Source organism: Psychroflexus sp. MBR-150 (assembly GCF_053628795.1).
Window position 1 is genome coordinate 19,313 of the sequence record NZ_JBRJHB010000013.1, and the last position, 25,287, is coordinate 44,599.

The window sequence follows — 25,287 nt, forward strand, 5'->3', positions numbered from 1 at the left end:
TATGCATGCAGCAGATTATAAAGTTCTTTATCCGAAACAAAGTAGGAATTTTATTTGTTGTGCTGTTTGTCATATCTATTCAGCTTACTATTCAATCTCACACTTATCACAAGTCAAAATGGATATCTTCAACTAATATATTTTCTGCTTTTTTATTAGATGTGAGATATAATTTTACTAAATATTTTGAGCTCGATATAGAAAATGAAAAACTCCAGCTCGAAAACATTTATTTGAAACAACGTTTGTATAATATCAAACTTGCTGAAAACGATACTGTTTTTTTAGATTCACTTTATATTTTTAAACCTTGTCAGGTCATTTCCAATTCATATTCTAAAGTAGATAATTATGTCCTCATCAATAAAGGTTTAAGCGATGGCGTTGATGTAAATTATGCTATAAGTTTACCAAACGGAATTCTTGGTATTGTTGAAAAAAGCACTAAAAACTATTCAAGAGTTATTTCAATACTTAATACAAATTTATCAATCAATGCAAAATTAAAAGGCAGCAACCATTTTGGTTCACTTCAGTGGGATGGATCAAACCCTAATACTATTTACCTTCAAGATCTGCCGCGCTCTGCAAGTTTTAATGTCGGCGATACAATTGTAACGGGTAGCAACTCATTAATATTTCCCGAAAATATTCCAATTGGGTTAATTAAAGATTATGAGCTAAATGAAAATATTGGCTACTACAAAATAGAAGTCAACCTATTTGAGGACATGACCAATATCAATCATGCCTATGTTATAATTCCTAAAAAAATAAAAGAAGCCAAACGTTTATTAGACACGAATGATGAATAGTTTTAATATAAAATATATCATACAATTCATACTTTTAGTACTCGTTCAGGTGCTTGTTTTAGACTATGTGCTTTTGTCAGGTTATATTAATCCTTATATTTATATGATGTTTATATTGATGTTGCCCTTTGATATCAACAGATTATACCTTTTACTCATAGCATTTGTTTTAGGAATTACGATAGATTTGTTTAATGATACTGGTGGCGTTCATGCTGGCTCCACTTTGATAATAGCTTATCTTAGACCAGTTATTTTAAGATTGTCATTTGGTTTGAGCTACGATTACAATAGTGTAAATTTAAAAAAAGCAGATTTTAGTAAACAAATCATTTACGTGGTGTTGATGGTGTTAATACATCATTTTTTAATGTTTTCTTTGGAATATTTTAGCATAAACTATGCCTTGGATATTTTAAAAAATACTATATATTCAAGTATATTTAGTTCAATTTTAATTATAATAATTCTGAGATTATTTAAACCCTAATGAGAAGATTTTTTCCATATATATTGATTTTTTTTTCAGCTCTAATATTCCTTATAAGACTGTTGTACCTTCAGGTTTTTAGTGATTCTTATACAGATATATCAGAAAACTTAGCTATTAAAGTGGAATACGATTATCCACAACGTGGCTATATTTATGATAGAAATGGGGTTTTGCTTGCTGGCAATCAACCAGCCTACGACGTCATGCTTGTCCCCAGAGACCTTGATGCTTTTGACACAGTAGAATTAGCAAAGCTTTTAAGTTTAGATAAAAAAACGCTAATCAAAAGAATAGAAAAAGCCAAACGATATTCTTATTACGCACCTTCGCTGATAACCGCACAACTCACAAAATCTGAATATGCTTATCTACAAGAAAACATGTATAAATTTGAGGGTTTTTACATTCAAAAACGTTCTTTAAGAGATTATCAATTAGATTTAGGAGCAAACTTTTTGGGATATATCCAAGAAGTCTCCAATAAAGATATTAGAGAAAAACCTTACTATCACTCTGGAGATTTAATTGGGCGACAAGGTGTAGAACAGTATTACGAAAAAAAATTAAGAGGTGTAAGAGGTGTAAAATACATACAAAAAGACCGATTTAATAATGATTTAGGCTCTTTTAAAAACGGTCAATATGATACCTTACCTCAAAAAGGAAAAGACTTAACGATAGCTATTGATGCCAAACTTCAGGCTTATGGCAAAAAATTGATGAAAAATAAACGAGGTGGAATTGTTGCTATCGAGCCTCAGTCAGGAGAAATATTGACTTTAATCACTGAACCAACTTATGAACCAAGTTTTCTTATTGGCAGAAAACGATCGAGAAATTATACGAAATTATATTACGACACCATTACCAAACCCCTATACAACAGAGCTTTGCAAGCACAATACGCTCCAGGCTCGCCTTTTAAAGTCTTGACGGGTCTTATAGCTTTACAAGAAGGTGCTGTAGATATTAAGGACAGCTACACTTGCTACGGTGGGTTTCAATACGCAAGAGGAAAAGTATTAGGGTGTCATCATCATCCCAATCCTATCAATATGATAACGGGAATTGCACATTCTTGTAATTCTTATTTTTCGCGAATTTATCTCAATACTATCAACAATTTTGAAACTCCACAACAAGGTATAGAAGTTTGGCACAATCATCTGAAAAGTTTTGGTTTAGGTCAATATTTAGGTTATGACTTACCCATTGGTCGTAAGGGGTTTATTCCCGATTCATCCTATTACAACCGAATGTATAATTACCCGACTTATAAATGGTATGCAACAGCCACTATTTCAAATGCCATCGGTCAAGGCGAAGTTTTAGCTACACCTATTCAATTAGCAAACATGACAGCAGCTATTGCTAATCGAGGTTGGTATATCAAACCGCATATTTTAAAATCTATTGAAGGCAATGCTATAAAAGATACAACTTATACCAAAAAACATTACACCACAATTGACAAAAAACATTTTGAGCCTATTGTAGAAGGGATGCATCAAGTTTATAAATATGGAACTGCAAAATATTTACAAATCCCTGGCATAGAAATAGGAGGAAAAACAGGAACGGCAGAAAACAAAAAAGTAATAGATGGTAAAGTTGTTCAACTTAAAGACCATTCTATTTTTGTGGCTTTTGCTCCAGTAGATAATCCAAAGATAGCTATTGCTGTATTTATTGAACACGGCTATTGGGGTTCGCGTTATGCTGGTAGAATAGCCAGTTTGATGATTGAAAAATACATAAAAGGTAAAATTACAAGAACTGATATGGAAACTTGGCTTTTAGAAAATAGCCCTAAAGAAGATTATGAAAAAATAGATTTTATGGTCAAAAATGATAGCATTTTAGAGAATCTTAATCTCAATGAATAATACTTTTTTTAAGATAGATTGGTTAAGCATTTTGCTTTTTACATTGTTAGTTGGACTTGGGTGGTTGAGTATTTATTCTACAACTTTGACCGACGCCGAAGCTAAGAACTACTTCGATTTATCTACTTTTTATGGAAAACAATTACTTTGGATTATCTTAAGTTTTGTCATCATTCTTTTTGTTTTAACCATTGAAAGCAAATTTTATGAACGTTTCAGCTCTATCATTTATGTTTTTTCTCTCGTACTTTTGCTGGGTTTATTGTTTTTTGGAAAAACCATAAATGGTCAAACGGCGTGGTATTCTTTTGGAAGTTTTAGTTTGCAACCTGCCGAATTTGCAAAAGCAACAGTTGTTCTCGCCGTGGCTAAATATTTAAGTGGTCTTAATGTAAATATCAACAAATTCAGACATCAAGTCAATGTTTTTTTAATCATAGCTATTCCCGTTTTACTTATACTTTTGCAACCCGATACAGGTAGTGCTTTGGTTTATTTTTCTTTGCTTATAGCTTTATATAGAGAAGGTTTGCCAGGGTTTTACATTTGGGGTGTTATACTTGCTATAACTATTTTTGTAGGCGTATTAGTATTAGGTTCAACCCTTACATCTATTGTATTTGGCCTTATCTTTATAAGCATTATTTATTTTAGAAAAAAAAGGAAAAACAGTATTTTAAAACCCGTTTTAATAGGTATTTTATGTTTCGGCTTTATTTTTAGTGTGAATTTTATTTATAATTCAGTATTGAAACCCCACCAAAAAGAACGCTTTGAAGTGCTAATAAACCCTAATGCAGACACAAAAAGTAGCGGTTATAATTTATATCAAAGCGAAGTGGCTATCGGAAGTGGTGGATTGACAGGCAAAGGTTTTTTAAACGGCACTCAAAAACAGGGCAAATTTGTACCTGAACAACATACTGATTATATTTTTACAACCGTCGGTGAAGAATTTGGGTTTGTTGGAAGTGCAATTGTTGTTCTGCTTTTTGTAGCTTTTTTAAGTCGAATACTATATCTTGCTGAACGTCAAAAAAGAACTTTTAGTCGGGTTTACGGCTATGGCGTGTTCGGTATAATATTTATTCATTTTTTTCTAAACATCGGGATGGTTACAGGATTGATTCCCACCATTGGAATTCCGTTGCCTTTTTTTAGTTATGGTGGTTCAGGCTTATGGGGATTTACAATTTTGATTTTTATCTTTTTAAAACTTGATGCCGATAGACAAAAATTGGGGAGCTAATCTCAGCCTAAAATCATTCCAGCTATTGTTGCAGACATCAGTGATGCTAATGTGCCACCAAGCAAAGCACGCATACCAAACTGTGATAAAGTTTTGCGTTGCCCTGGTGCTAAAGACCCAATACCACCAATCTGAATACCAATAGAAGCAAAGTTGGCAAAACCACAAAGCATATAAGTCGCCATAATGATAGACTTTTCATATTTAAAATGAATAGCACTACCCAAATCCTTTAGCTCAGCCAATTGAATATAGCCAACAAATTCACTGGCAACCAGTTTTATACCTAAAAGTTGTCCCATCAACATTGAATCTTCTTTTGCAACACCTATTAACCACATTACAGGATAAAAAATAGTGCCTAATATAGCTTCGAGAGAAAATTTTTCATATGGTGTGTTTTGAGCTACAAAATCGTTTAAACCTACAAGACCGCCAAAAGCGTCTAACCCGTAATTGATCATAGCAATTAAAGCCACAAATACCAATAGCATTGCACCAACATTAGCGGCCAATCGCAAGCCTTCGGTTGTGCCATTGGCAATGGCATCTAAGATATTAGAGCCAATTTTATCCATAGATACTTCTGCTGAATTGTCAACTTTAGCTTGTTGCGGATAAAGAATTTTTGAAATGACAATAGCACCAGGTGCAGCCATTACCGAAGCGGCTAATAAATGCCTTGCAAACTCTAATCTCATAGCTGGATTATTACCACCTAAAAAACCGATATAAGCAGCTAAAACACCACCTGCTACTGTAGCCATACCACCAATCATTACTAATAAAATTTCTGAACGTGTCATGCGTTCTAGATAAGCTTTTATCATTAAAGGTGATTCGGTTTGCCCGAGAAAAATATTACCAGCAACGCTTAAAGCTTCAGCACCTGAAACGCCTAAAGCTTTAGAAAGAAGCCAGGCTAAACCACGAACAACAACTTGTATGATGCCGAGATAAAATAAAATTGAAGTTAAAGCCGAGAAAAAAATGATGGTTGGTAAAACTTGAAACAAAAAGATATAACCATAAGTGTCTTGATCCATCAAATCACCCAACAAAAATTCGCTGCCAGCTGCTGTAAAGTTTAAGATTTGAACAAAAATATTGCCGACAAAATCAAAAATAGCTTTTACCCATTCTATTTCTAAAATACCAAAAGCCAATATCAACTGTAAAATTAACCCAATAATAACCGTACGCCAACTGATGACTTTTCGATTGGCACTAAAAGCAAATGCAATAGCCAACAAAACAAACATTCCTAAAAGACCACGCCACAAACTTTTAAAGCTAAAGCCTTCTATAGGAATAATTTTTTGTGGTGCTTTTTCAATATCACCTATCTTTAGTGTTTTTTCTGTTGAGGTAAATGATTGGATGCTGTCATTTTGTGTTTGTAAAGAATCAAGTTGGTTGTTTTGGGCTTTTAATTTTGAAGTGGTTATAACCAAAACAAAACATAAAAGGAGAAAGGCGTATATTTTCATATGTATAACTTAACTTCTTTTGGATATTTCATCTCTAATTTGAGCTGCCTTTTCGTATTCTTCATTTTGAACGGCATCTTCAAGTAATTTATTTAAATCTTTCAAACTTAAACTTTTTAAATCAAAACTGGATTTAATTTCGGTTTCAACTTTTGATTTTGGGGATTGAGTTTGGCTTGAAGATGTTGAGGTTTTCAATTGAATACCTGCTTTATCCAATATGTTTTTATAAGTAAAAATAGGTGCTTTAAAACGTAATGCCAAAGCAATAGCATCACTTGTCCTGGCATCGATAGTTTTTTCATTTTTACCCTTTTTACATATTAAACTGGCGTAAAAAATACCATCAACAAGCTTATGAATAATGACTTTTTGAATTGTGATATCAAAGCTATCTGAAAAGGTTTTGAACAAATCATGGGTCAATGGTCTTGGTGGCTTGATGTCTTTTTCTAAAGCAATGGCAATAGATTGGGCTTCAAAAGCACCAATAACAATAGGCAATTGCCTTGAACCACCAATTTCGCTAAGCAATAAAGCATAGGCACCAGTCTGAGTCTGACTATAAGAAATTCCTTTAATGTCTAATTGCACTAAATCCATAAAACTCAAATAAAAAACGATCTAAAAAACAACGATAATTGCTCGTTTATCTTAGACCGCTATTTTAGGTGCAATTTATAAAATTAAGCGTTATTAGCCTTAAATTCCTTTAATTTTTCAGTCAATCTAGGCACAACTTCAAAAGCATCGCCAACTATACCATAATCGGCAGCCTTAAAGAATGGGGCTTCTTCATCAATGTTGATGACTACTTTTGTTTTTGAAGCGTTGATTCCCGCTAAGTGCTGAATGGCACCTGAAATTCCAATGGCAATGTACAGATTTGCAGCTACGGGTTTTCCTGTTTGACCGACGTGCTCACTATGTGGACGCCAACCCATATCACTCACTGGTTTTGAACAAGCCGTAGCTGCACCAAGCACTTCGGCTAGTTCTTCAATCATACCCCAATTTTCTGGTCCTTTTAAACCACGCCCGCCAGAAACTACTATTTCTGCATCGGCTATGCTAACTTTATCTTTGTTTTTATCGACAGATTTAACTTCAATTTTTGTGTCTGAAAGTTCTGGACTAAAATCGACTGTTTCAACGTTTGTTTCTTTTTCATGCAATCCAAAAGCGTTGCTAGAAAGTCCGATAATTTTTTTATCTGTAGTGATTTCAGCCATACCAAAAGCTTTGTTGGTAAATACGTTTCGTTTGACTTGAAAACCATTTTCAGTTTCAGGAAGTTCAACCACATTTGAAGCATAACCTGCTTTTAGAACAACCGAAAGTAAAGGTGCTATATATTTGGCATTAGTACTTTGGCTTAAGACCACAATGTCAGCATTGGTTTCTCTAACAGCTTTGGTCAAAATTTCTGAATAGCTTTCTACATTAAATTTATCTAAACTTTCATTTTGAACATTTAAAACTTTGTTCACACCATATTGTCCTAAACTGTCAGTGTTTTCAGCATTTATGGTTACTGCTACAACATCGTCTTGTGTTTTTTCAGCGATTGAAGCCGCATAAGAAGCCACTTCATAAGCCACTTTTTTTAGCTTTTTGTTTTCTGATTCTGCGTATATAAGTATTGACATAATTTTGTTTTTTTAATGTATTAAATCACTTTAGCTTCGTTGTGAAGTAAATCAATTAGTTCATCTAAATTTTCAGCATCAATCATTTTGATTTCACCTTTTGGTGCAGGTTTACTGAATTTTTTAAATTCAACTAACGAATTTTCGGCAACAGGGTCTTTAACTTCCAAAGGTTTTTTTCTTGCCATCATGATGCCACGCATATTTGGGATGCGCAAATCTTTTTCTTCTACCAAACCTTTTTGACCTCCAACAACTAATGGTAAATCGCAAGTTAATGTTTCTTTACCACCGTCAATTTCTCTGATAGCTGTAGCTTTTTGGTCTTCTACTTCTAAAGACACACAGGTGTTGACAAAAGTAGCACCTATCATTTTAGCCACCATACCAGGCACCATGCCACCGTTGTAATCAATAGATTCTCGACCAGCAATGATCAAATCATAGTCGCCATTTTTGGCTACATCGGCAATTTCTTGAGCCACTTGAAACGCATCTACGGGCTTAGCATCAACTCGTATCGCTTTGTCTGCACCAATAGCAAGTGCTTTTCTCATAGTTGGTTCAGCATCTTTTTCGCCAACAGTAACCACATCTATAGATGCTCCTTGCTTTTCTTTAAACCACATAGCACGGGTTAAACCAAACTCTTCATTGGGACCAATCACAAATTGAACACCATTTGTGTCAAAAGCAGTGTCGTTATCCTTAAAATTAATTTTAGACGTCGTGTCAGGAACATGACTTATACATACTAATATTTTCATTGTTTGATATTTTTAGCATTATTATAACGTATGCGAAGATAATATTTTATGTTGAAAATTACTATGCATGCATAATAAAATTTTATTAAATTGATAACCTTTTAAGTCATTTGATTGTTTACTTTTGTGGTGCTTTTATAATTTTGAAAAATATGAGAACAATACAATTTAGAGAAGCGGTTTGTGAAGCCATGAGTGAAGAGATGCGAGCTGACAAATCGGTTTATTTAATGGGTGAAGAAGTCGCGGAATATAACGGAGCTTACAAAGCTTCAAAAGGCATGTTAGACGAATTTGGTCCAGAGCGTGTGATTGATACGCCGATATCTGAACTCGGTTTTAGTGGTATAGGTATTGGTTCAGCTATGAATGGCAATCGACCTATTATTGAATTTATGACTTTTAACTTTTCATTAGTTGGAATTGATCAAATCATCAATAACGCTGCAAAAATACGTCAGATGTCAGGTGGTCAAATCAATATCCCTATTGTTTTTAGAGGGCCAACAGCTTCGGCTGGTCAACTTGGAGCAACGCACTCACAAGCTTTTGAAAATTGGTATGCCAATACACCAGGTCTTAAAGTCGTTGTGCCTTCAAATCCTTATGACGCTAAAGGGCTTTTAAAATCAGCTATTAGAGATGATGACCCCGTCATTTTTATGGAAAGCGAGCAAATGTATGGAGACAAAGGTGAAGTGCCAGAAGAAGAATATACCATTCCGATTGGTAAAGCCGATATCAAAAGAGAAGGTGAAGATGTGACCATTGTTTCTTTCGGAAAAATTATCAAAGAAGCCTACAAAGCCGCTGAAGAATTAGAAAAAGATGGCGTCTCTTGCGAGATTGTAGATATAAGAACCGTTAGACCTTTAGATTATGAAGCGATTGTAAATTCAGTAAAAAAAACCAATCGTTTAGTATGTCTTGAAGAAGCTTGGCCTTTTGGTAATGTTTCTACTGAAATTGCATATCATATTCAGCATTATGCATTTGATTATCTCGATGCACCAATCATTAAACTCAATACGGCTGATACACCTGCACCGTATTCACCCGTTTTACTTAAAGAATGGTTGCCAAATCATGAAGATGTGATTAAAGCGGTGAAAAAAGTAATGTATATTTAAAATTAACAACCTTAAACCCAAGCTTCATTTGTTTAATGCAAGTGAAGCTTTTTTATTTTTATGAATAAATTTTATTTTACATATTTTGTTTTATTTTGCGGGTTTCTTTCATTAGCCCAAACCAAAGTCAGCGGTTATGTTTATGACGAATCTGACGAACCAGTTCCATACGCCAACGTTATTTTTAAAGATTCAAGAGTTGGCACCATCACTGACGAAAACGGAAAATTTTATCTCCAATCAGATAATGATTATGAAGCCATAGAAGTGTCTTTTATGGGTTATAAAACTTACACTTTACCCTTAAACAAAAGTGCAACTTATGATATCGAAATCAAATTGGAGTCAGACGCAGAAGCCCTGTCTGAAGTTACGATTTATACAGGTAAAACATCCAAGAAAAACAATCCCGCTATTGATATTTTGAGGAAAATTTGGGAAAACCGAAGAGACAACGGTGTCAAAAAGTTTAAGCAATACCAATACGACAAGTATGAAAAAATTCAATTTGACCTTAATACCATTGATAGTGCTTTAATCAAAAGCCGACTGTTTAAAGGCATGGAGTTTATTTTTACCCAAACCGATACCAATGAAGTTACAGGCAAAACTTATTTGCCCATTTTTATCAATGAATCGGTTTCTAAAGTTTACGGCGATAACATCATCGATAAAGAAAAAGAAGTCTTACAGGGTAACAAAAACTCAGGTTTTAGCAACAACCAAAATCTTATCGCATTCATCAAAGATTTGTATGCAGAATATAATGTTTATGACAATTACATCAAGATTTTTGATAAAAGTTTTGTCAGTCCATTATCAACCACTGGCATAGATAATTACAACTATGTTTTGGCTGATAGCACATTTATTGGCAACAAATGGACTTACCACATTGTTTATTACCCCAGACGAAAAAACGAATTGACCTTTAAGGGTGATTTTTGGGTCAATGATACCACTTGGGCTATCAAAAAAATCAATTTGGCAATGACCAAAAGTGCCAACATCAACTGGGTAAAGGATGTTTATATAGAACAAGAATTTGACGTGCTTAACGATTCTATTTTCTTAATGACACGTGACTATTTTATGACTGATTTTACCTTTAGAAAAAAAGAAGATTCTCGTGGTGTTTACGGTAAACGCACAACCTTATATGATAACTATAAATTTGATGTAAAAAAAGACAAAGAATTTTACGATAGACAAACCGATCCATACAAAGAACAAGTCTTTAATCGCGATAGTATTTTTTGGGCAAAAAACCGTTTAGAACCACTCAACAAAGACGAAAAAGAAATATACACCTTAGTTGACACCTTAAAAACAGTTAAAGCCTTTAAACAAGTTTATGATGTTGCCACCGTTTTGGCAACCAACTATTATGGCTTTGACGGTTGGGATTTTGGTCCAGTATTTTCCACATTCGGATATAATGATATTGAAGGTTTGCGTTTAAGAGTTGGCGGAAGAACTTATTTTAGTCAAAATGATACTTGGCGTTTGCAAGGTTTTACCGCCTATGGTTTCAAGGATGATAAATTCAAATACGGCATATCTGGTAAAGTTATGCTAGACCGCAAATCTAGACTCATTCTTTCGGCAGGAAACCGTCGTGATGTAGAACAACTCGGGGGAAGCTTAACCAGCTCAAATGATGTTTTAGGAAGGAGTTTGTTGTCTGGTACACCTTTAACCCTTTCGGCAAACAACACCTTAACCAATATCAATCTATCGAGTCTCGCTCTTCAGTTTGATCCTTTTTATAACTTCAATTTGCGTTTAGAAGGCAACTATAGAACCTTAGTTGGTGCTGATACAAATGTGTTTAGCTTAGCTTTTTATACAGACGAAGCCAGAACTCAACGTCAAGAAAAAATCACTCAAACCGAACTTTCTTTAACCGCAAATTATACTCCAAACAGAAAAGCAACAGGTTATGGAGTTGAGCAATACGTGGTTAACCCTGGAAAATATCCAGAGTTTATGCTCAAATATTCCAAAGGTTTAAAAGGCGTTATTGATAGCGATTTTGATTACGACCGATTACAACTCCTTTACAGACAACCTATTTTAATGGGCGGATTTGGGCGGTTTACTTCAACAATTGAAGCAGGAAAAACCTTTGGTGGCGTACCACTCGGATTGCTTAATGTCGTCCCAGGCAATGAAACCTTATTTTCTATAGAAGGAACTTTTCCCTTGTTGGATTACTATGAATTTGTAACCGATGAATATGTCAGCCTTCATATGGAGCATAATTTTAACGGTAGGCTTTTTGCCAGAATTCCTCTGTTAAGAGATTTAGATTTAAGAGAAATCGTCACTTTCAGAAGTATGTATGGCAAATTGTCTAACGAAAGTATAATGCTCAACGCTTCAACATCAAACCCTGTCTTATTGGCTCCAGACCAAAATGTTTACTATTCTTATAGTTTTGGAATAGGCAATATTTTCAGAGTTTTTAGGATTGACTTTCACTTTAGAGGCAACTATTTTGATATTCAAGATTCGAGAACTTTTGGAATTACTGGTGCTTTTGGGTTTTATTTTTAACCCGAATTATCCACAAACCCAGACAAAACTGTGTATTCGTCGCTATTATGGAGGATTATAATTTGGGTTTAAGAAATTTGTTTTAAATCACTTAAAACAAACACTGTCCAAAATTAAGGAATAGCTCTGTCATGATTGCTCGTTATAAAACAAGCAGTGCATTCGTGGCAATATAAAAAGAATTATAACGAGAAATCATTAGTGCATTCGTGGCAATATAAAAAAAGAATTATAACGAGAAACCATTAGTGCATTCGTGGCAATATAAAAAAAGAATTATAAAACGAGAAACCATTAGTGCATTCGTGGCAATATAAAAAAAGAATTATAACGAGAAATCATTAGTGCATTCGTGGCAATATAAAAAGAATTATAAAACGAGAAACCATTAGTGCATTCGTGGCAATGTAAAAAAAGAATTATAAAACGAGAAACCATTAGTGCATTCGTGGCAATATAAAAAAAGAATTATAAAACGAGAAACCATTAGTGCATTCGTGGCAATGTAAAGTGCATTCGTGGCTTTAAAATTAAAGTTTTCGAGTTGACGACTAAAGAAGTAAAAATTCACAATATCTCACAATCTACTATCAACTTTGTCTGTAAAGATATTTCTATACACAAAAGGATTTTGATCTTTTATAATTAATTCAGATTCTTTTAAAGTTTTTTTGTAAAGTTGCTTGAGCAATAAAGGTTTTACAATTTTGACATTATACATCCACTGAAATAACCAACCCATCAACTCTCTATTGATACCACATTTTAAGTATAAGATATAATTGCCGTTAACACTTTTAAATTTTTGTGATTCATGCCAATGATGATTTTCGATAAACCGACCCAAAACTGGAGTAAATTTAATTTCAATATCATAGACTTTATTGTTGATATTTTTGGTTAGGCCAAAACGGGTTTTGAGTTCCTTTTTAACCTGATTTTCTAGTAATTTGAAGTTATTAAAAGGTTTGCCTAACTCAATATTTTTAAGTTGCCTTAAACCAAAAACTTCGACTTCTTTTAATTCAGCATTAAAACAAGCCAAATAGTAACTATTTCTGTGATAGACCATCTTAACAGGGCAAACCACTACATTTTCAGTATCAACATCTAAATTATCACTGGTTTCATCGTCTTTTATCAATTTTATTTTTAGCCTTTTTTGCTCCTTGATAGCGGTTTGTATCAACTCTAAATTAAACTGAATTTCATCAGTAAGGATTTGATTGTAGAAATTGGTGTGATAAATCTCGGTGGTTTCTATCGCAACCCTTTCAGATTTAAAGGGAGTTGCTGTATGGATATAAAAATATTTTTGACCATCTTTATAAAAATACTTAAGCATTTCACTATCCTCCAACATAGACTGAATAGCACTAAAATCTCGATTGATTTGACGTCGAGAAACCTTCATATCCTGAGCTTCTAAGCGTTTCAGAATATCACCAATGCCAATAGACTCAGCCTTAAGCCAAGCTTTAATATCCTGTAATCTTTCTAAATATCTACTCACGATAGGACGTTTATTGTCTTATTGTGACAAATTAAATAATTTGATGTTGTTATTAGTTTTGATGGTAAATTATTTTAATCAAATTTTTAGTTTATCAATTGTCTTCCAACAACCAACTGCTGGACTGAATTTTATCACCCAAACCATCTAAAAGCTTAATCCCTAATTTGTTACAAATTTCTGCTTCGGGAATACTTTGATTGTCTTGATCTCCACCATTAGCAAAAATAAATTCGTAATTATCTTTATACTCATCAAATATTTTTTTGATAGATGCTTTTACTGTTCGGTCTTTATCTATAGACAGAAATGCTTTATCAACAGGTTTAATGTTACTGACAATAAACAAACGTTCATCTTCATCTTGAAAGGGTTTACTGCCTTTTAGTTTTCTTTGCAAATCGTTATTAACGATGACAAAAAGCTTATCAGCATGATCTTTAGCATTTAAAAAATATTCTAAATGCCCTTTGTGAATCGGATTAAAATATCCCGAAACAATGATGGCTGTTTTTTTCATGACTATTATTTTAGAATAGATTTAAGATATTCATAGTAATTGCCCTTAGTGTTTTCTATTTGTTTGGCGATATGCTGTTTATCAATCCAATTTTTGTTTAAACCGATTTCTTCTAAGCAAGCAATTTTGAGACCAGTTCGTTTTTCTACAGCTTTTACAAATTCGGTAGCTTCGGTAAGGGCTTCGTGGGTTCCTGTATCTAGCCATGCAAAACCACGACTAAGAATTTGCATTTTAAGCTTGTCTTCACTTAAATATTGTTGGTTTACTGATGTGATTTCAAGTTCACCTCGGTTTGATGGTTTAACATCTTTGGCTATTCTAACCACCGAATTAGGATAAAAGTAGAGCCCAACTACAGCATAATTAGACTTTGGAATTTTAGGTTTTTCTTCTATACTGATTACATTTTTGTTTTGGTCAAATTCTGCTACGCCATAGCGTTCAGGATCATTAACATAATTGCCAAAAATAACCGCTTTTTGCTCATTTTCAACATTTTTTACAGCATTATTGAGCAAATTTTGTAATCCTGCACCGTGAAAAATATTATCGCCCAAAACTAAACAAACGTTGTCATGACCGATAAAATCTTCACCAATAATAAAAGCTTGAGCTAAACCATCTGGCGAAGGTTGCTCTTTGTAACTCAATGCGATGCCAAATTTTGAACCGTCGCCCAACAATCTCTTAAAATTTGGCAAATCTTCTGGTGTTGAAATGATTAGAATATCCTTTATACCTGCGAGCATTAACACCGATAAAGGGTAATATATCATCGGTTTATCATAAATGGGTAATAGCTGTTTAGACGTTGCTAAAGTCAGTGGATGCAATCTGGTTCCTGATCCACCTGCTAGTACTATGCCTTTCATTTTGAGTTATTTTTGAGATTAGTTATAAATATTGCTTTTCATAATATTTTTGATAGTCGCCACTGGTAACATTTTTTAACCAAGCATGGTTTTGGAGGTACCAATCTATGGTTTTGCTTAGGCCTTCTTCAAAGGTAACTGAAGGCTTCCAACCTAATTCTTTATAGATTTTTGAGGCATCAATAGCATAGCGCAAATCATGTCCTGGTCTATCTTTTACAAAAGTGATAAGTTTTTCACTTTCGCCTGCTGTTCTGTTGAGTTTATCATCCATTTGTTGGCAAAGGATTTTTACGAGATCGATATTTTTCCACTCATTAAAACCACCAATATTATAGGTTTCTCCAAGTTTTCCTTTTTGAAAAATCACATCAATTGCAATGGCATGATCGATAACATAAAGCCAGTCTCTTGTGTAATTGCCATCTCCATAAACAGGTAAAGGTTTATGATTGATGATATTGTTTATAAACAAAGGAATGAGTTTTTCAGGAAATTGATTTGGACCATAATTATTAGAACAATTGCTGATAATATAAGGTAAACCATAAGTTTCTCCAAATGCTCTTACAAAGTGGTCAGAACTGGCTTTAGATGCGGAATATGGTGAATTGGGATCGTAGGGTGTTTCTTCTGTAAAAAGTCCTGTTTTTTCTAAAGTACCATAAACTTCATCTGTGCTGATATGATAAAATAATTTTTCGCTGTTGCTATCTTTCCACACATTTTGTGCTGCATGAAGTAAATTTAAAGTCCCCATAATATTGGTTTCTACAAATGCAAATGGATTAGTAATTGAGCGATCTACATGAGATTCGGCAGCTAAGTGAATTACGGTGTCAAATCTATGCTTTTTAAAGAGTTGTTCTATAGTTTTTCTATCGCAAATATCTACTTTTAAAAATGTGTAGTTTTCAGCTTTTTCTATGTCTTTTAAATTTTCAAGATTGCCTGCATAAGTCAATTTGTCAAGGTTGAAAATTTGAAAGTTTGGATATTTTTTTATAAATCTACGAACCACATGACTTCCTATAAAACCTGCTCCACCAGTAATCAGTATTTTTTTTTGATATGACATTTAAGTATGTTTAGAATAGTTTTTCCAATACCATTTTACAGCTTGTTGTAAACCCTCTTCAAATTTATGGGAAGGTTTATACCCTAAAAGATTTGTGGCTTTATCGATTGAAGCCAATGAGTGTGGCACATCGCCTTGGCGGTTTGGACCATGATTTATAGGTATATCAGCAATTTTAGAATCGTATTTTGATAAGAATTTTTTTAACAAGTTTGACATTTGTTTGATTGTTGTGCGATCTCCTACGGCTGTATTGTAAACTTCATTAAGTGCTTTTTTGTTGGTTGTTGTTAAAGCCAAAATGTTCATCTGAATGACATTTTCTATATAAGTAAAATCACGAGAAAAAGTGCCGTCACCGTTTATTGTTGGACTTCTGTGCTTCATGAGTTGAATGACAAATTTTGGAATTACGGCAGCATATGCACCGTTGGGATCTTGTTTTCTGCCAAAAACATTAAAATAACGCAAACCAATTGTATCTAAATCATATATCAATTTAAAGTTTTCTGCATATAATTCATTGACATATTTAGTGATGGCGTATGGCGATAAAGGTTTACCAATGTTGTCTTCAATTTTTGGTAAAGATTTAGAATCGCCATAAGTGGAAGAACTAGCAGCATATACAAAACGTTTAACCCCGTTATCTTTTGAAGCTACAAGCATATTTAAAAACCCATCGATATTGGCTTTGTTTGTTAGAATTGGGTTTTCAATAGAGCGTGGCACAGAACCTAAAGCAGCTTGATGTAGAACAAAATCAATGTCTTGACAAGCAGATTTACAAGTTTCAAAATCACGAATATCACCTTCTATAAATTCAAATTTCTTTTGGTCTAAAATTTCTTTGATATTTTGATGGTGACCTGTTGCAAAATTATCTAAGCCTCTGACTTGTATATCATTTTTTAACAAAAACTCACAAAGATTTGAACCTATAAAACCAGCTGCACCAGTAACTAATATTTTTTTATTTTTTAATGACTCAATATTCATATATTAAAAATTAAAGTTTTGCATCACTCTTTTCACCTAAAACACCTTTGACATCATAAACAACGGCATTGGGTTTTTTGAGTTTATCAAAATCAATATTTTGAAATTTATCATGAGCAACACAAAGCACAATAGCGTCGTATTGTTGATTTGGTAATTCCTTGCATGAGTCTAAATGGTATTCGTGTTGCACTTCTTCAGGATGTGCCCAAGGATCGTAGATTGTTACATTTGTTTCGTATTCGCTGAGTTGCTTGACCACATCCACAACTTTGGTGTTACGGACATCTGGACAGTTTTCTTTAAAGGTTATTCCTAAAACAAGAATTTTTGCATTTTTGACTTTTAAATCGTGTTTCAACATCAATTTAACGACTTGGCTTGATACATATTCTCCCATTGAGTCATTAAGTCGTCTTCCTGCTAAAATAATTTCAGGATGATAACCAATTTCTTGTGCTTTTTGAGCCAAATAATAAGGATCAACACCAATGCAGTGACCACCGACTAAGCCTGGTTTAAAAGGTAAAAAATTCCATTTGGTTCCAGCAGCTTCTAAGACGGCATTGGTGTCTATTTTCATCAAGTTGAAGATTTTTGCTAGTTCGTTAACAAATGCAATATTGATATCTCGTTGTGAGTTTTCTATCACTTTAGCAGCTTCTGCTACTTTTATGGAAGGGGCAAGGTGTGTACCAGCTGTTATAACTTCAGCATATAGGTTATCTATTTTTTTGCCGATTTCAGGTGTTGAGCCAGAGGTTACTTTAAGGATTTTTTCTACCGTATGTGTTTTATCTCCAGGATTGATTCGTTCTGGTGAATAGCCTACATAAAAGTCTTTATTAAACTTTAATCCTGAGTTGTTTTCCAAAACAGGAACACATTCTTCTTCGGTGGCTCCTGGATAAACAGTGCTTTCGTATATAACTATATCATCTTTTTTAAGAACTTGAGCTACGCTTTCAGATGCTTTAATCAATGGGGTTAAAATTGGTCTGTTATTTTTATCAACAGGTGTTGGCACAGTTATGATGAAAATATTACAAGACTCTATGTGTGATAGTTGGGTGGTACAAAACAAACCGTGTTCTGTTTTGTCTAATTTGTTTTCTTTGATCAATACACGTTGTAGAATGTCATCGTCAACTTCAAGTGTATCATCATGACCTGAATTAAGGTTGTCAACTCTGGTTTGATTGATATCAAATCCTAACACGTTGTATTTTGTTGCAAAAAGTCTAGCAAGAGGTAAGCCAACATAGCCAAGACCTATGACAGCTATTTTATTGTTTTTCATAAGATAAAATTAGTTTTTTCAAAAGTAATACTTTTTATTTATTGCTTATCACATTTTTACAAATCTATACCTCGCTTAACTTTTTATTAATTTGAGTGTTGTTGAATTTTTAATTTATTCTAATTCATCTATTAACTCATCAGTAATTTCTAAATTGTGATAAACATTCTGAACATCATCGTCATCTTCAAATTTGTCGATTAAACTCATTATGCTTTTAGCTTGATCGATATTTAGTTTGATGGTGTTAATTGGAATACGTTGAAGTTCGGCGTTTTTTGGTTCTATATTGAGTTTTTCTAGAGCTTCATTCATTTTTCCAAAATCATTAAAATCGGAGTAAACTACTAGTGCATCATCATCGTCTTCTATATTTGTAGCTCCAGCTTCTATGAGTTCTAACTCGAGTTCTTCCTTGTTTATTTCTAAGGAGCTTTTGTCAATTAAAAACACGCCTTTACGGTCAAACAAAAATTCTATCGAACCGTTTTTGCCTAGGCTGCCTCCAGCTTTGGTAAAAATAGAGCGTATATTAGCCACCGTTCTATTGGTGTTGTCTGTAGTGCATTCCACAAAAATAGCAATACCATGAGGGCCATAACCTTCAAAAGTAACCATTTCATAATGGTCTGCATCTGTTCCACTTGCTTTTTTGATGGCTCTTTGAATGGTGTCTTTAGGCATGTTGATACCTTTTGCATTTGCAATAGCATTCCGCAGTGTAGGATTGGTTTCAGGATCAGGGCTTCCACCTTCTTTTACAGCAACTGTAATTTCTTTTATAGCTCTGGTAAATTGCTTTGCTCGTTTTTTGTCTTGGGCACCTTTTCTGTGTTTGATGTTTGCCCATTTACTGTGTCCAGCCATAGTATAAAAAATAGTGTTATGTTAGTAGCTTCAATTAAAAACGAAAATATAAAATATTTTAAGGTTATAAACAAAATAAGCCATTATGAATTTTTTTAAGGATATATCTCACAAAGCTTTTTTAGCATTTAAACGATTTCCAGCAACCTTAACTTGGTCAGTTTTAGGCAGTATTTATTTGATGATGATTTATAATCAGAATGATTTAGATACAGTGACTAAAAATACTGGTATCCAATTAATCCTGATTTTAGGAGTGTCATGGTTTATTGCTGTTCAGTTTGTTTCTGAGGCTTTAAGCCATTCTATACTCTATCGGTTTGTATTAAAACTTTGTGTTTTAACGGGTTTGATTTTATATTACATCTACGGACTTAGCGAGAATTTGCCTAATGCTTCGTTAGCCTATGGTCAATGGGCTTTGCTTATGCTTGCTGGTCATGTTTTTGTTGTTTTTGCTCCTTTTATCAAATCTTGGAACAAATATAAATTTTGGGATTATCTCAGATCTATCATTATTGCATTGGTCAGGAGTGGTATCTATACTGTGATTTTGTATGTTGGCTTAGCCATTGCTATTTCTACGCTCGAAATTTTATTCAAAATTAATTTCAATGATAATATTTATTTTCAAACTTTCATTTTTTGCTTAGGTGTAGTCAATACTTTTGTGTATTTAAGCGACTTTCCAAGGTTGGATAAATTAGGAGGTCAACTCGAACTACCTAAAGCTGGAGAAGTATTAGTGCTATATATTTTGATTCCGTTAAGCCTTTTATATTTACTTATCGTGTATGTATATGCATTAAAAATTTTGATTGAATGGGAGTTGCCCGAAGGTTTTGTAACTTATTTGATATCGGGTTTAAGTTTACTTGCTTTTGTTATACACATCAGTATTGAACCTTTTAGAAAAACACATGTTTCTAAACTCATACAAAAGTTTTACCCTTATTATTTTTATGCTATTCTACCGCTTTTACCGCTTTTGTTTGTTGCACTTTATAGGCGTATAGCAGATTATAATTTTACTGAATTACGCTATTTGGGTTTGGTTTTGGCGTTTTGGATTTGTGGGATGCTAATTTATATGTTAGTGTCGCATAAAAAAGCATTGAGTTTGTATGCAAAATCGATGTTCGTTTTGATATTGCTTTGCACATTTGGCCCATTATCAGCTTTCAAAATTTCAATTAATGCTCAAGTCAAAGAGCTTGCTGAGCTTATGGAAAGTGTTGACAAAAAAACTGAAAGAAGCTTTACCAATAAAGAATATGATCGATTTAAAAGTATTATTTGGTATATAAATGAGCGTAATGCTATGGAAAAAACAAAAGCTTATTTTGGTTTTAACCCAGATAGTTTATTTTCTGATACGCTATCTTATAATTTACCTCGAAAAATAGTTGATAAATTAAACATTAAAATATTAGCCTCTGATGATAAAACTCAAACGCTTAAAGATGCCATAGCTAAAAAGCACAAATCAAATCCTCAAAACAGCTATCATTTAAATTCCTTTAAACCAAATTACGCTGAAAACATCTCAGATTATACAAACTATACTGAATTAAATTTGCAAAACTATCGAGAGAAAGATAAAGCCTTAGTCATGTATTATGATGATAAAAACATTATTAGTTTAAGGTATTATGATGAAGTGTTATTTGAAACCGACATGAGTATGTATCTAAAAAACATCACAGATAAATATGATGACTTAGGCGATGCACAACAAGATGAGTTTACATTTAGATTTAAAAATAACAAAGGAAATTTTATGATTATTTTTGACCGATTGCAGTGCAATTATACTGATAATCAAATTAAAATTTTAAACGCTCATGTCAAGTTGTTTTATAGAACTTATAAGCAATTAGAATTATAAAATCCAAGTTTATTTAAAAGCAGAAATTCCTGTAATGTCAAAGCCTGTGATCAATAAATGAATATCATGTGTACCTTCGTAAGTTATCACACTTTCTAGGTTCATCATATGGCGCATAATGCTGTATTCGCCTGTAATTCCCATTCCTCCAAGCACTTGTCTAGCTTCTCGTGCTATATCAATGGCCATTTCTACGTTGTTGCGTTTGGCCATAGAGATTTGAGCTGAACTTGCTTTGCCTTCGTTTTTTAGTTGACCCAGACGCAATGCGAGAAGTTGAGCTTTGGTGATTTCAGTTATCATTTCAGCTAATTTTTTTTGCTGAAGTTGAAAACCTGCAATGGGCTTATCAAACTGTGTTCGTTCTTTAGCATATCTCAAAGCCGTATCATAACAATCCATGGCTGCACCAATCGCTCCCCATGCAATGCCATATCGTGCAGAATCTAAACAAGATAAAGGTGCACCAAGTCCGCTTTTGCCAGGGAGAATATTATCTTTTGGTATTTTGACATCGTTAAAAATTAACTCACCTGTTGCTGAAGCTCTTAATGACCATTTGTTGTGAGTTTCTGGTGTAGAAAAGCCTTCCATTCCACGTTCAACAAGTAAGCCATGAATTCGTCCTTCTTCATTTTTGGCCCAAACTACAGCAACATCAGCAAACGGTGCATTAGAAATCCACATTTTAGCTCCATTGAGTAAATAATGATCACCTTTATCTTTAAAATTAGTTACCATTCCACTAGGGTTTGAGCCGTGATCGGGTTCTGTGAGACCAAAAGCACCCATCATTTCTCCTGAAGCTAATTTTGGTAAAAACTTCTGCTTTTGTTCTTCAGTGCCATAAGCCCAAATGGGAAACATAACCAAAGATGATTGGACTGAAGCAGTAGAACGAACACCACTATCGCCACGTTCAATTTCTTGCATAATTAAACCATAAGAAATTTGATCAAGACCAGCTCCGCCATATTTTTCAGGAATATAAGGTCCAAAAGCCCCAATTTCTGATAAACCTTTGATGATGGATTTTGGAAATTTGGCGTTTTGAGCAGCTTCTTCAATAATCGGACTTACATCGCGTTTGACCCAATCTCGTGTAGCTTGTCTAATAAGTTTATGCTCTTCGGTGAGTAAATCGTCTATGTTGTAATAATCTGGTGATTCAAATTGGTCTTTTGACATTTTGATAAATTTTACAACAAATTTAAGCAAAGTCCTTAATATGAGTGGTCAATCAAGTCTTATAATTTATAAAAATCTAAGGTTCTTCTGGGGCGAGTTCAATTTCAAGACCATCTAAATCTGGAGTAATTGCGATTTGACAGCCCAATCGGCTATTGTCTTTGACAAAAAATGCTTCTGCCAGCATAGCTTCTTCGTCCATTTCCATTTCAGGAAGTTCAGTATCAGATTTGATATAGCATTGGCATGACGCACACATGGCCATACCGCCACAAATTCCGATAGTGCCTTCTGGTGCAAGTTCATACGAACGAATCACTTCCATCAGATTCATTCCCATATCGGTTGGTGCTAATATTTTATGTGTTTTTCCTTCTCTATCGGTTATTGTGATATTGATATCTTTGCTCATTGACATACTAATCTATGCTTCTAACAACGGATTTAGGTGCTTGTTTTCTGCTACCGTCAAAGCCTGTAACACCACCAACTGTGGTATATTTCATAACATATTTTTTATCAGGATTTATACGTTGATAAGCACTTTGGCACATGAGTGTAGCTTCGTGAAAACCACATAAAATAAGCTTGAGTTTACCAGGATAAATATTGACATCGCCTATGGCATAAATCCCTGGAATATTGGTTTGATAATCTAAACTATTGTTCACTTTTATGGCGTTTTTTTCTATTTCTAATCCCCAATTAGCAATAGGTCCTAATTTTGGCGAAAGTCCAAAAAGCGGAATAAAATAATCGGTTTTCAGTTCAAAATTTTCATCGGGATCATTGTTTTTTCTAACTATTACATTCTCTAAATGTCCGTTACCATTAACATCAATGACTTCTGCTGGGGTGATGAGTTTTATTTTGCCCATATCTTTCAATTCTTTTACACGATCTACGGATTCTAAAGCTCCTCTAAATTCGTTTCTTCGATGAATTAAAGTTACATTTGAAGCAACATCAGATAGAAATATACTCCAGTCTAAGGCTGAATCACCACCACCTGCTATGACTACGTCTTTATCTTGATAAACTTCAGGGTTTTTAATCATATATGAAACCCCTTTGTTTTCATAATCTGAAAGTTTTGGGATAGGTGGTTTTCGTGGCTCAAAACTTCCTAAACCTCCAGCAATAGCAACAATCTTGGCATGATGTTTTGTGCCTTGATCTGTGGTAACGATAAAACTGCCATCATCTAATTTTTCTATATCTTCAGCTCTTTCTCCAAGAGTAAAGCCAGGTTCAAAGGGTTTTATTTGCTCCATAAGATTGTTTACCAAATCGCCTGCGAGAATTTCAGGAAATGCTGGGATATCGTAAATAGGTTTTTTGGGATACAATTCATTCAACTGACCACCTGGTTGAGGTAAGGCATCTATTAAGTGACACTTGAGTTTTAGCAAACCTGCTTCAAATACTGTAAACAACCCAGTTGGCCCTGCACCTATTATTAGTATATCTGTCTCAATCATAAATTTAAAATTTAGAAATACAAATGTTTTAAATTATCAACTACTTTAAACTGACTTCAGTCATAAATCACTCAGTTTCTACATTGATCACAGACCTGATTTGTGGAGCGTGTTTTTTGATGGTCATTTCAACACCAGATTTAAGTGTCATTTGATTGACACTACAACCAACACAAGTGCCTAAGAGTTGAACTTTTACTGTGTCATCGTTTTCAATGTCAAGTAAGGCAATGTCTCCACCATCATTTTGCAAAAAAGGTCTGATTTCTTCAAGTGCATTTTCTACATTATGTTTTAATTCTTGTCCTGTCATAATCATTTGTTTTTAACGGCACTACAGCCCGCCATTGTTGTAATTTTAATCGCATCTGTTGGTGGTAAATTTTCGTTTCTATCAACCACTTCTTGAACTACGTTTTTGGTTAATTCATCAAAGGCATCAACAATTGGTGTTGCTTCTTGAAGGGCTGCAGGTCTTCCTACATCACCAGATTCTCTAATGCTTTGTACTAAAGGAATTTCGCCTAAAAATGGAACGTTTATGTCATCAGACAAACGCTTTGCCCCTGCTTCACCAAAAATATAATATTTGTTGTCGGGCAATTCTTCAGGTGTGAAATAAGCCATATTCTCAACTATTCCTAAAACTGGCACGTTAATACTTTTTTGTTGAAACATTGCAACACCTTTTCTGGCATCAGCAAGAGCTACATTTTGAGGCGTGCTTACAATAACTGCACCTGTAATAGGCATAGATTGCATGATAGACAAATGGATATCGCCTGTTCCAGGAGGTAAATCCACCAATAAAAAATCTAATTTGCCCCAGTTGGCGTCAAAAATCATTTGGTTTAAAGCTTTACCAGCCATCGGTCCTCGCCATATGACAGCTTGATTGGGTTTAGTAAAAAATCCTATAGAGAGTATTTTAACCCCATAACTCTCAATTGGCTTCATTTTAGATTTGCCATTAACTTTTACTGAAAGTGGCTTTTCGTTTTCAACATCAAACATAGTTGGGATGGATGGTCCATAAATATCTGCGTCAAGCAAACCAACTCTAAACCCCATTTTTGACAAGCTGACGGCCAAATTTGCTGTAATAGTAGATTTTCCTACACCACCTTTTCCGCTGGCGATAGCAATAATGTTTTGAATACCAGGTATGGGTTTTCCTTTTATTTCGTTAACTTTTTTCTCTTTAGGTGCATCTACTTTGACGTTGACTTTTACTTTTGCTTTTTCGTAAACGTGCTCATGAATGGCTTTCATGACATCAACTTCTGCACGTTTTTTAATATGTAGAGCTGGTGTTGATAATTTTAAGTCCACAATGACTTCATCTGCAAAAGTGATGATGTTTTGAACAGCACCGCTTTCAACCATATTTTGACCTTCACCAGCTACGCTGATGGTTTCTAAAGCTTTGTATATATCTTCTTTTTTTAATTGCACAGAATTGTGTTTTTATTATTTAGATTAGATTAAAATGCAAATATAAGGCTTATCTAAAGAAATGAATTTTAAAGTCTTAAATTTT

At 33.9% G+C, this 25,287-nt stretch carries 23 protein-coding genes; 7 read left to right on the top strand and 16 right to left on the bottom strand.

The features are described 5' to 3' along the window. The first annotated feature begins 5 nt into the window (after positions 1-5). The 4 genes from mreC to rodA are packed head-to-tail and all read left to right on the top strand — an operon-like array spanning position 6 to position 4,443. Positions 6-815 carry a rod shape-determining protein MreC gene (gene mreC, locus ACSSV5_RS08395; RefSeq protein ID WP_454245520.1) on the top strand — a complete coding sequence of 270 codons (810 nt, stop codon included), beginning with the start codon at positions 6-8 and terminating at the stop codon, positions 813-815. Next, a complete protein-coding gene (locus tag ACSSV5_RS08400) occupies positions 808-1,305 on the top strand; it encodes a rod shape-determining protein MreD (RefSeq protein WP_211065371.1) in 498 nt (165 codons plus the stop codon). The genes mreC and ACSSV5_RS08400 overlap by 8 nt, the downstream gene beginning before the upstream one ends. Next, entirely contained in the window at positions 1,305-3,194 is a 1,890-nt protein-coding gene (gene mrdA / locus ACSSV5_RS08405) for a penicillin-binding protein 2 (RefSeq protein WP_454245521.1), read from the top strand. The genes ACSSV5_RS08400 and mrdA overlap by 1 nt, the downstream gene beginning before the upstream one ends. Continuing rightward, entirely contained in the window at positions 3,187-4,443 is a 1,257-nt protein-coding gene (gene rodA / locus ACSSV5_RS08410) for a rod shape-determining protein RodA (RefSeq protein ID WP_454245522.1), read from the top strand. Before mrdA ends, rodA begins: the two co-directional genes overlap by 8 nt. A gap of 2 nt (positions 4,444-4,445) precedes the next feature. On the opposite strand, the gene ACSSV5_RS08415 is transcribed toward rodA, so the two are convergent. From ACSSV5_RS08415 to ACSSV5_RS08430, 4 genes are all read right to left on the bottom strand, one after another. Further along, positions 4,446-5,933: a NupC/NupG family nucleoside CNT transporter gene (locus ACSSV5_RS08415; RefSeq protein WP_454245523.1), complete on the bottom strand. Its 1,488-nt coding sequence runs from the start codon at positions 5,931-5,933 to the stop codon at positions 4,446-4,448. Between the two features lie 9 nt (positions 5,934-5,942). Beyond that, positions 5,943-6,536, bottom strand: a complete 594-nt coding sequence (locus tag ACSSV5_RS08420) for a bifunctional nuclease domain-containing protein (protein WP_454245524.1) — start codon at positions 6,534-6,536, stop codon at positions 5,943-5,945. A gap of 83 nt (positions 6,537-6,619) precedes the next feature. Next, positions 6,620-7,582 (bottom strand): electron transfer flavoprotein subunit alpha/FixB family protein, encoded by a 963-nt coding sequence (locus tag ACSSV5_RS08425; protein ID WP_454245525.1) that lies wholly within the window; start codon positions 7,580-7,582, stop codon positions 6,620-6,622. A 20-nt stretch (positions 7,583-7,602) separates the two neighbouring features. Continuing rightward, complete coding sequence (locus tag ACSSV5_RS08430) at positions 7,603-8,349, bottom strand: electron transfer flavoprotein subunit beta/FixA family protein (protein WP_211065365.1); 747 nt, start codon at positions 8,347-8,349, stop codon at positions 7,603-7,605. Between the two features lie 152 nt (positions 8,350-8,501). On the opposite strand from ACSSV5_RS08430, the gene ACSSV5_RS08435 reads away from it, so the two are divergent. Both ACSSV5_RS08435 and ACSSV5_RS08440 read left to right on the top strand, forming a co-directional pair. Then, complete coding sequence (locus ACSSV5_RS08435) at positions 8,502-9,479, top strand: pyruvate dehydrogenase complex E1 component subunit beta (RefSeq protein ID WP_454245526.1); 978 nt, start codon at positions 8,502-8,504, stop codon at positions 9,477-9,479. A 60-nt stretch (positions 9,480-9,539) separates the two neighbouring features. Further along, positions 9,540-12,038: a DUF5686 and carboxypeptidase-like regulatory domain-containing protein gene (locus ACSSV5_RS08440; protein WP_211065363.1), complete on the top strand. Its 2,499-nt coding sequence runs from the start codon at positions 9,540-9,542 to the stop codon at positions 12,036-12,038. A gap of 577 nt (positions 12,039-12,615) precedes the next feature. Here the strand turns inward: ACSSV5_RS08440 and ACSSV5_RS08445 are convergent. From ACSSV5_RS08445 to ACSSV5_RS08475, 7 genes are all read right to left on the bottom strand, one after another. After that, complete coding sequence (locus ACSSV5_RS08445; protein WP_454245527.1) at positions 12,616-13,551, bottom strand: WYL domain-containing protein; 936 nt, start codon at positions 13,549-13,551, stop codon at positions 12,616-12,618. 94 nt (positions 13,552-13,645) lie between these two features. After that, positions 13,646-14,071 (bottom strand): adenylyltransferase/cytidyltransferase family protein, encoded by a 426-nt coding sequence (locus tag ACSSV5_RS08450; RefSeq protein WP_211065359.1) that lies wholly within the window; start codon positions 14,069-14,071, stop codon positions 13,646-13,648. Positions 14,072-14,076: 5 nt separating this feature from the next. After that, a complete protein-coding gene (rfbA, locus tag ACSSV5_RS08455) occupies positions 14,077-14,946 on the bottom strand; it encodes a glucose-1-phosphate thymidylyltransferase RfbA (protein WP_211065358.1) in 870 nt (289 codons plus the stop codon). Positions 14,947-14,968: 22 nt separating this feature from the next. Beyond that, positions 14,969-16,024 carry a dTDP-glucose 4,6-dehydratase gene (rfbB, locus tag ACSSV5_RS08460; RefSeq protein WP_454245528.1) on the bottom strand — a complete coding sequence of 352 codons (1,056 nt, stop codon included), beginning with the start codon at positions 16,022-16,024 and terminating at the stop codon, positions 14,969-14,971. Continuing rightward, positions 16,025-17,023, bottom strand: coding sequence for an SDR family oxidoreductase (locus ACSSV5_RS08465; RefSeq protein WP_454245529.1), 999 nt, complete (start codon positions 17,021-17,023; stop codon positions 16,025-16,027). 10 nt (positions 17,024-17,033) lie between these two features. Beyond that, positions 17,034-18,323 (bottom strand): nucleotide sugar dehydrogenase, encoded by a 1,290-nt coding sequence (locus tag ACSSV5_RS08470; protein WP_454245530.1) that lies wholly within the window; start codon positions 18,321-18,323, stop codon positions 17,034-17,036. A gap of 114 nt (positions 18,324-18,437) precedes the next feature. Beyond that, positions 18,438-19,190, bottom strand: a complete 753-nt coding sequence (locus ACSSV5_RS08475) for a YebC/PmpR family DNA-binding transcriptional regulator (protein WP_211065355.1) — start codon at positions 19,188-19,190, stop codon at positions 18,438-18,440. Positions 19,191-19,275: 85 nt separating this feature from the next. Between ACSSV5_RS08475 and ACSSV5_RS08480 the strand changes: the two genes are divergently transcribed. Then, positions 19,276-21,078, top strand: a complete 1,803-nt coding sequence (locus ACSSV5_RS08480) for a DUF4153 domain-containing protein (protein ID WP_454245531.1) — start codon at positions 19,276-19,278, stop codon at positions 21,076-21,078. A 9-nt stretch (positions 21,079-21,087) separates the two neighbouring features. Here ACSSV5_RS08480 and ACSSV5_RS08485 read toward each other — a convergent pair whose 3' ends face one another. The 5 genes from ACSSV5_RS08485 to ACSSV5_RS08505 all read right to left on the bottom strand — a co-directional run bounded on the left by ACSSV5_RS08485 (position 21,088) and on the right by ACSSV5_RS08505 (position 25,202). Beyond that, complete coding sequence (locus tag ACSSV5_RS08485; RefSeq protein WP_454245532.1) at positions 21,088-22,266, bottom strand: acyl-CoA dehydrogenase family protein; 1,179 nt, start codon at positions 22,264-22,266, stop codon at positions 21,088-21,090. 76 nt (positions 22,267-22,342) lie between these two features. Continuing rightward, positions 22,343-22,678, bottom strand: a complete 336-nt coding sequence (locus ACSSV5_RS08490; RefSeq protein WP_454245533.1) for a ferredoxin — start codon at positions 22,676-22,678, stop codon at positions 22,343-22,345. 7 nt (positions 22,679-22,685) lie between these two features. Continuing rightward, on the bottom strand, positions 22,686-23,747 hold the full coding sequence (locus ACSSV5_RS08495) for an NAD(P)/FAD-dependent oxidoreductase (protein ID WP_454245534.1): 1,062 nt from the start codon (positions 23,745-23,747) through the stop codon (positions 22,686-22,688). A gap of 67 nt (positions 23,748-23,814) precedes the next feature. Then, positions 23,815-24,060 (bottom strand): NifU family protein, encoded by a 246-nt coding sequence (locus tag ACSSV5_RS08500; RefSeq protein WP_454245535.1) that lies wholly within the window; start codon positions 24,058-24,060, stop codon positions 23,815-23,817. 2 nt (positions 24,061-24,062) lie between these two features. Then, complete coding sequence (locus tag ACSSV5_RS08505; protein ID WP_454245536.1) at positions 24,063-25,202, bottom strand: Mrp/NBP35 family ATP-binding protein; 1,140 nt, start codon at positions 25,200-25,202, stop codon at positions 24,063-24,065. Positions 25,203-25,287 lie beyond the last annotated feature (85 nt).

Coding starts and splice junctions, on each gene's coding strand:
- ACSSV5_RS08500 (WP_454245535.1), bottom strand. CDS start 24,060: ATGACAGGACAAGAATTAAAACATAATGTAGAAAATGCACTTGAAGAA.
- rodA (WP_454245522.1), top strand. CDS start 3,187: ATGAATAATACTTTTTTTAAGATAGATTGGTTAAGCATTTTGCTTTTT.
- ACSSV5_RS08480 (WP_454245531.1), top strand. CDS start 19,276: ATGAATTTTTTTAAGGATATATCTCACAAAGCTTTTTTAGCATTTAAA.
- ACSSV5_RS08415 (WP_454245523.1), bottom strand. CDS start 5,933: ATGAAAATATACGCCTTTCTCCTTTTATGTTTTGTTTTGGTTATAACC.
- ACSSV5_RS08435 (WP_454245526.1), top strand. CDS start 8,502: ATGAGAACAATACAATTTAGAGAAGCGGTTTGTGAAGCCATGAGTGAA.
- ACSSV5_RS08450 (WP_211065359.1), bottom strand. CDS start 14,071: ATGAAAAAAACAGCCATCATTGTTTCGGGATATTTTAATCCGATTCAC.
- ACSSV5_RS08465 (WP_454245529.1), bottom strand. CDS start 17,023: ATGAATATTGAGTCATTAAAAAATAAAAAAATATTAGTTACTGGTGCA.
- ACSSV5_RS08420 (WP_454245524.1), bottom strand. CDS start 6,536: ATGGATTTAGTGCAATTAGACATTAAAGGAATTTCTTATAGTCAGACT.
- ACSSV5_RS08495 (WP_454245534.1), bottom strand. CDS start 23,747: ATGATTGAGACAGATATACTAATAATAGGTGCAGGGCCAACTGGGTTG.
- rfbB (WP_454245528.1), bottom strand. CDS start 16,024: ATGTCATATCAAAAAAAAATACTGATTACTGGTGGAGCAGGTTTTATA.
- ACSSV5_RS08470 (WP_454245530.1), bottom strand. CDS start 18,323: ATGAAAAACAATAAAATAGCTGTCATAGGTCTTGGCTATGTTGGCTTA.
- ACSSV5_RS08440 (WP_211065363.1), top strand. CDS start 9,540: ATGAATAAATTTTATTTTACATATTTTGTTTTATTTTGCGGGTTTCTT.
- mreC (WP_454245520.1), top strand. CDS start 6: ATGCAGCAGATTATAAAGTTCTTTATCCGAAACAAAGTAGGAATTTTA.
- ACSSV5_RS08485 (WP_454245532.1), bottom strand. CDS start 22,266: ATGTCAAAAGACCAATTTGAATCACCAGATTATTACAACATAGACGAT.
- ACSSV5_RS08430 (WP_211065365.1), bottom strand. CDS start 8,349: ATGAAAATATTAGTATGTATAAGTCATGTTCCTGACACGACGTCTAAA.
- ACSSV5_RS08475 (WP_211065355.1), bottom strand. CDS start 19,190: ATGGCTGGACACAGTAAATGGGCAAACATCAAACACAGAAAAGGTGCC.
- mrdA (WP_454245521.1), top strand. CDS start 1,305: ATGAGAAGATTTTTTCCATATATATTGATTTTTTTTTCAGCTCTAATA.
- ACSSV5_RS08400 (WP_211065371.1), top strand. CDS start 808: ATGAATAGTTTTAATATAAAATATATCATACAATTCATACTTTTAGTA.
- ACSSV5_RS08490 (WP_454245533.1), bottom strand. CDS start 22,678: ATGAGCAAAGATATCAATATCACAATAACCGATAGAGAAGGAAAAACA.
- rfbA (WP_211065358.1), bottom strand. CDS start 14,946: ATGAAAGGCATAGTACTAGCAGGTGGATCAGGAACCAGATTGCATCCA.
- ACSSV5_RS08425 (WP_454245525.1), bottom strand. CDS start 7,582: ATGTCAATACTTATATACGCAGAATCAGAAAACAAAAAGCTAAAAAAA.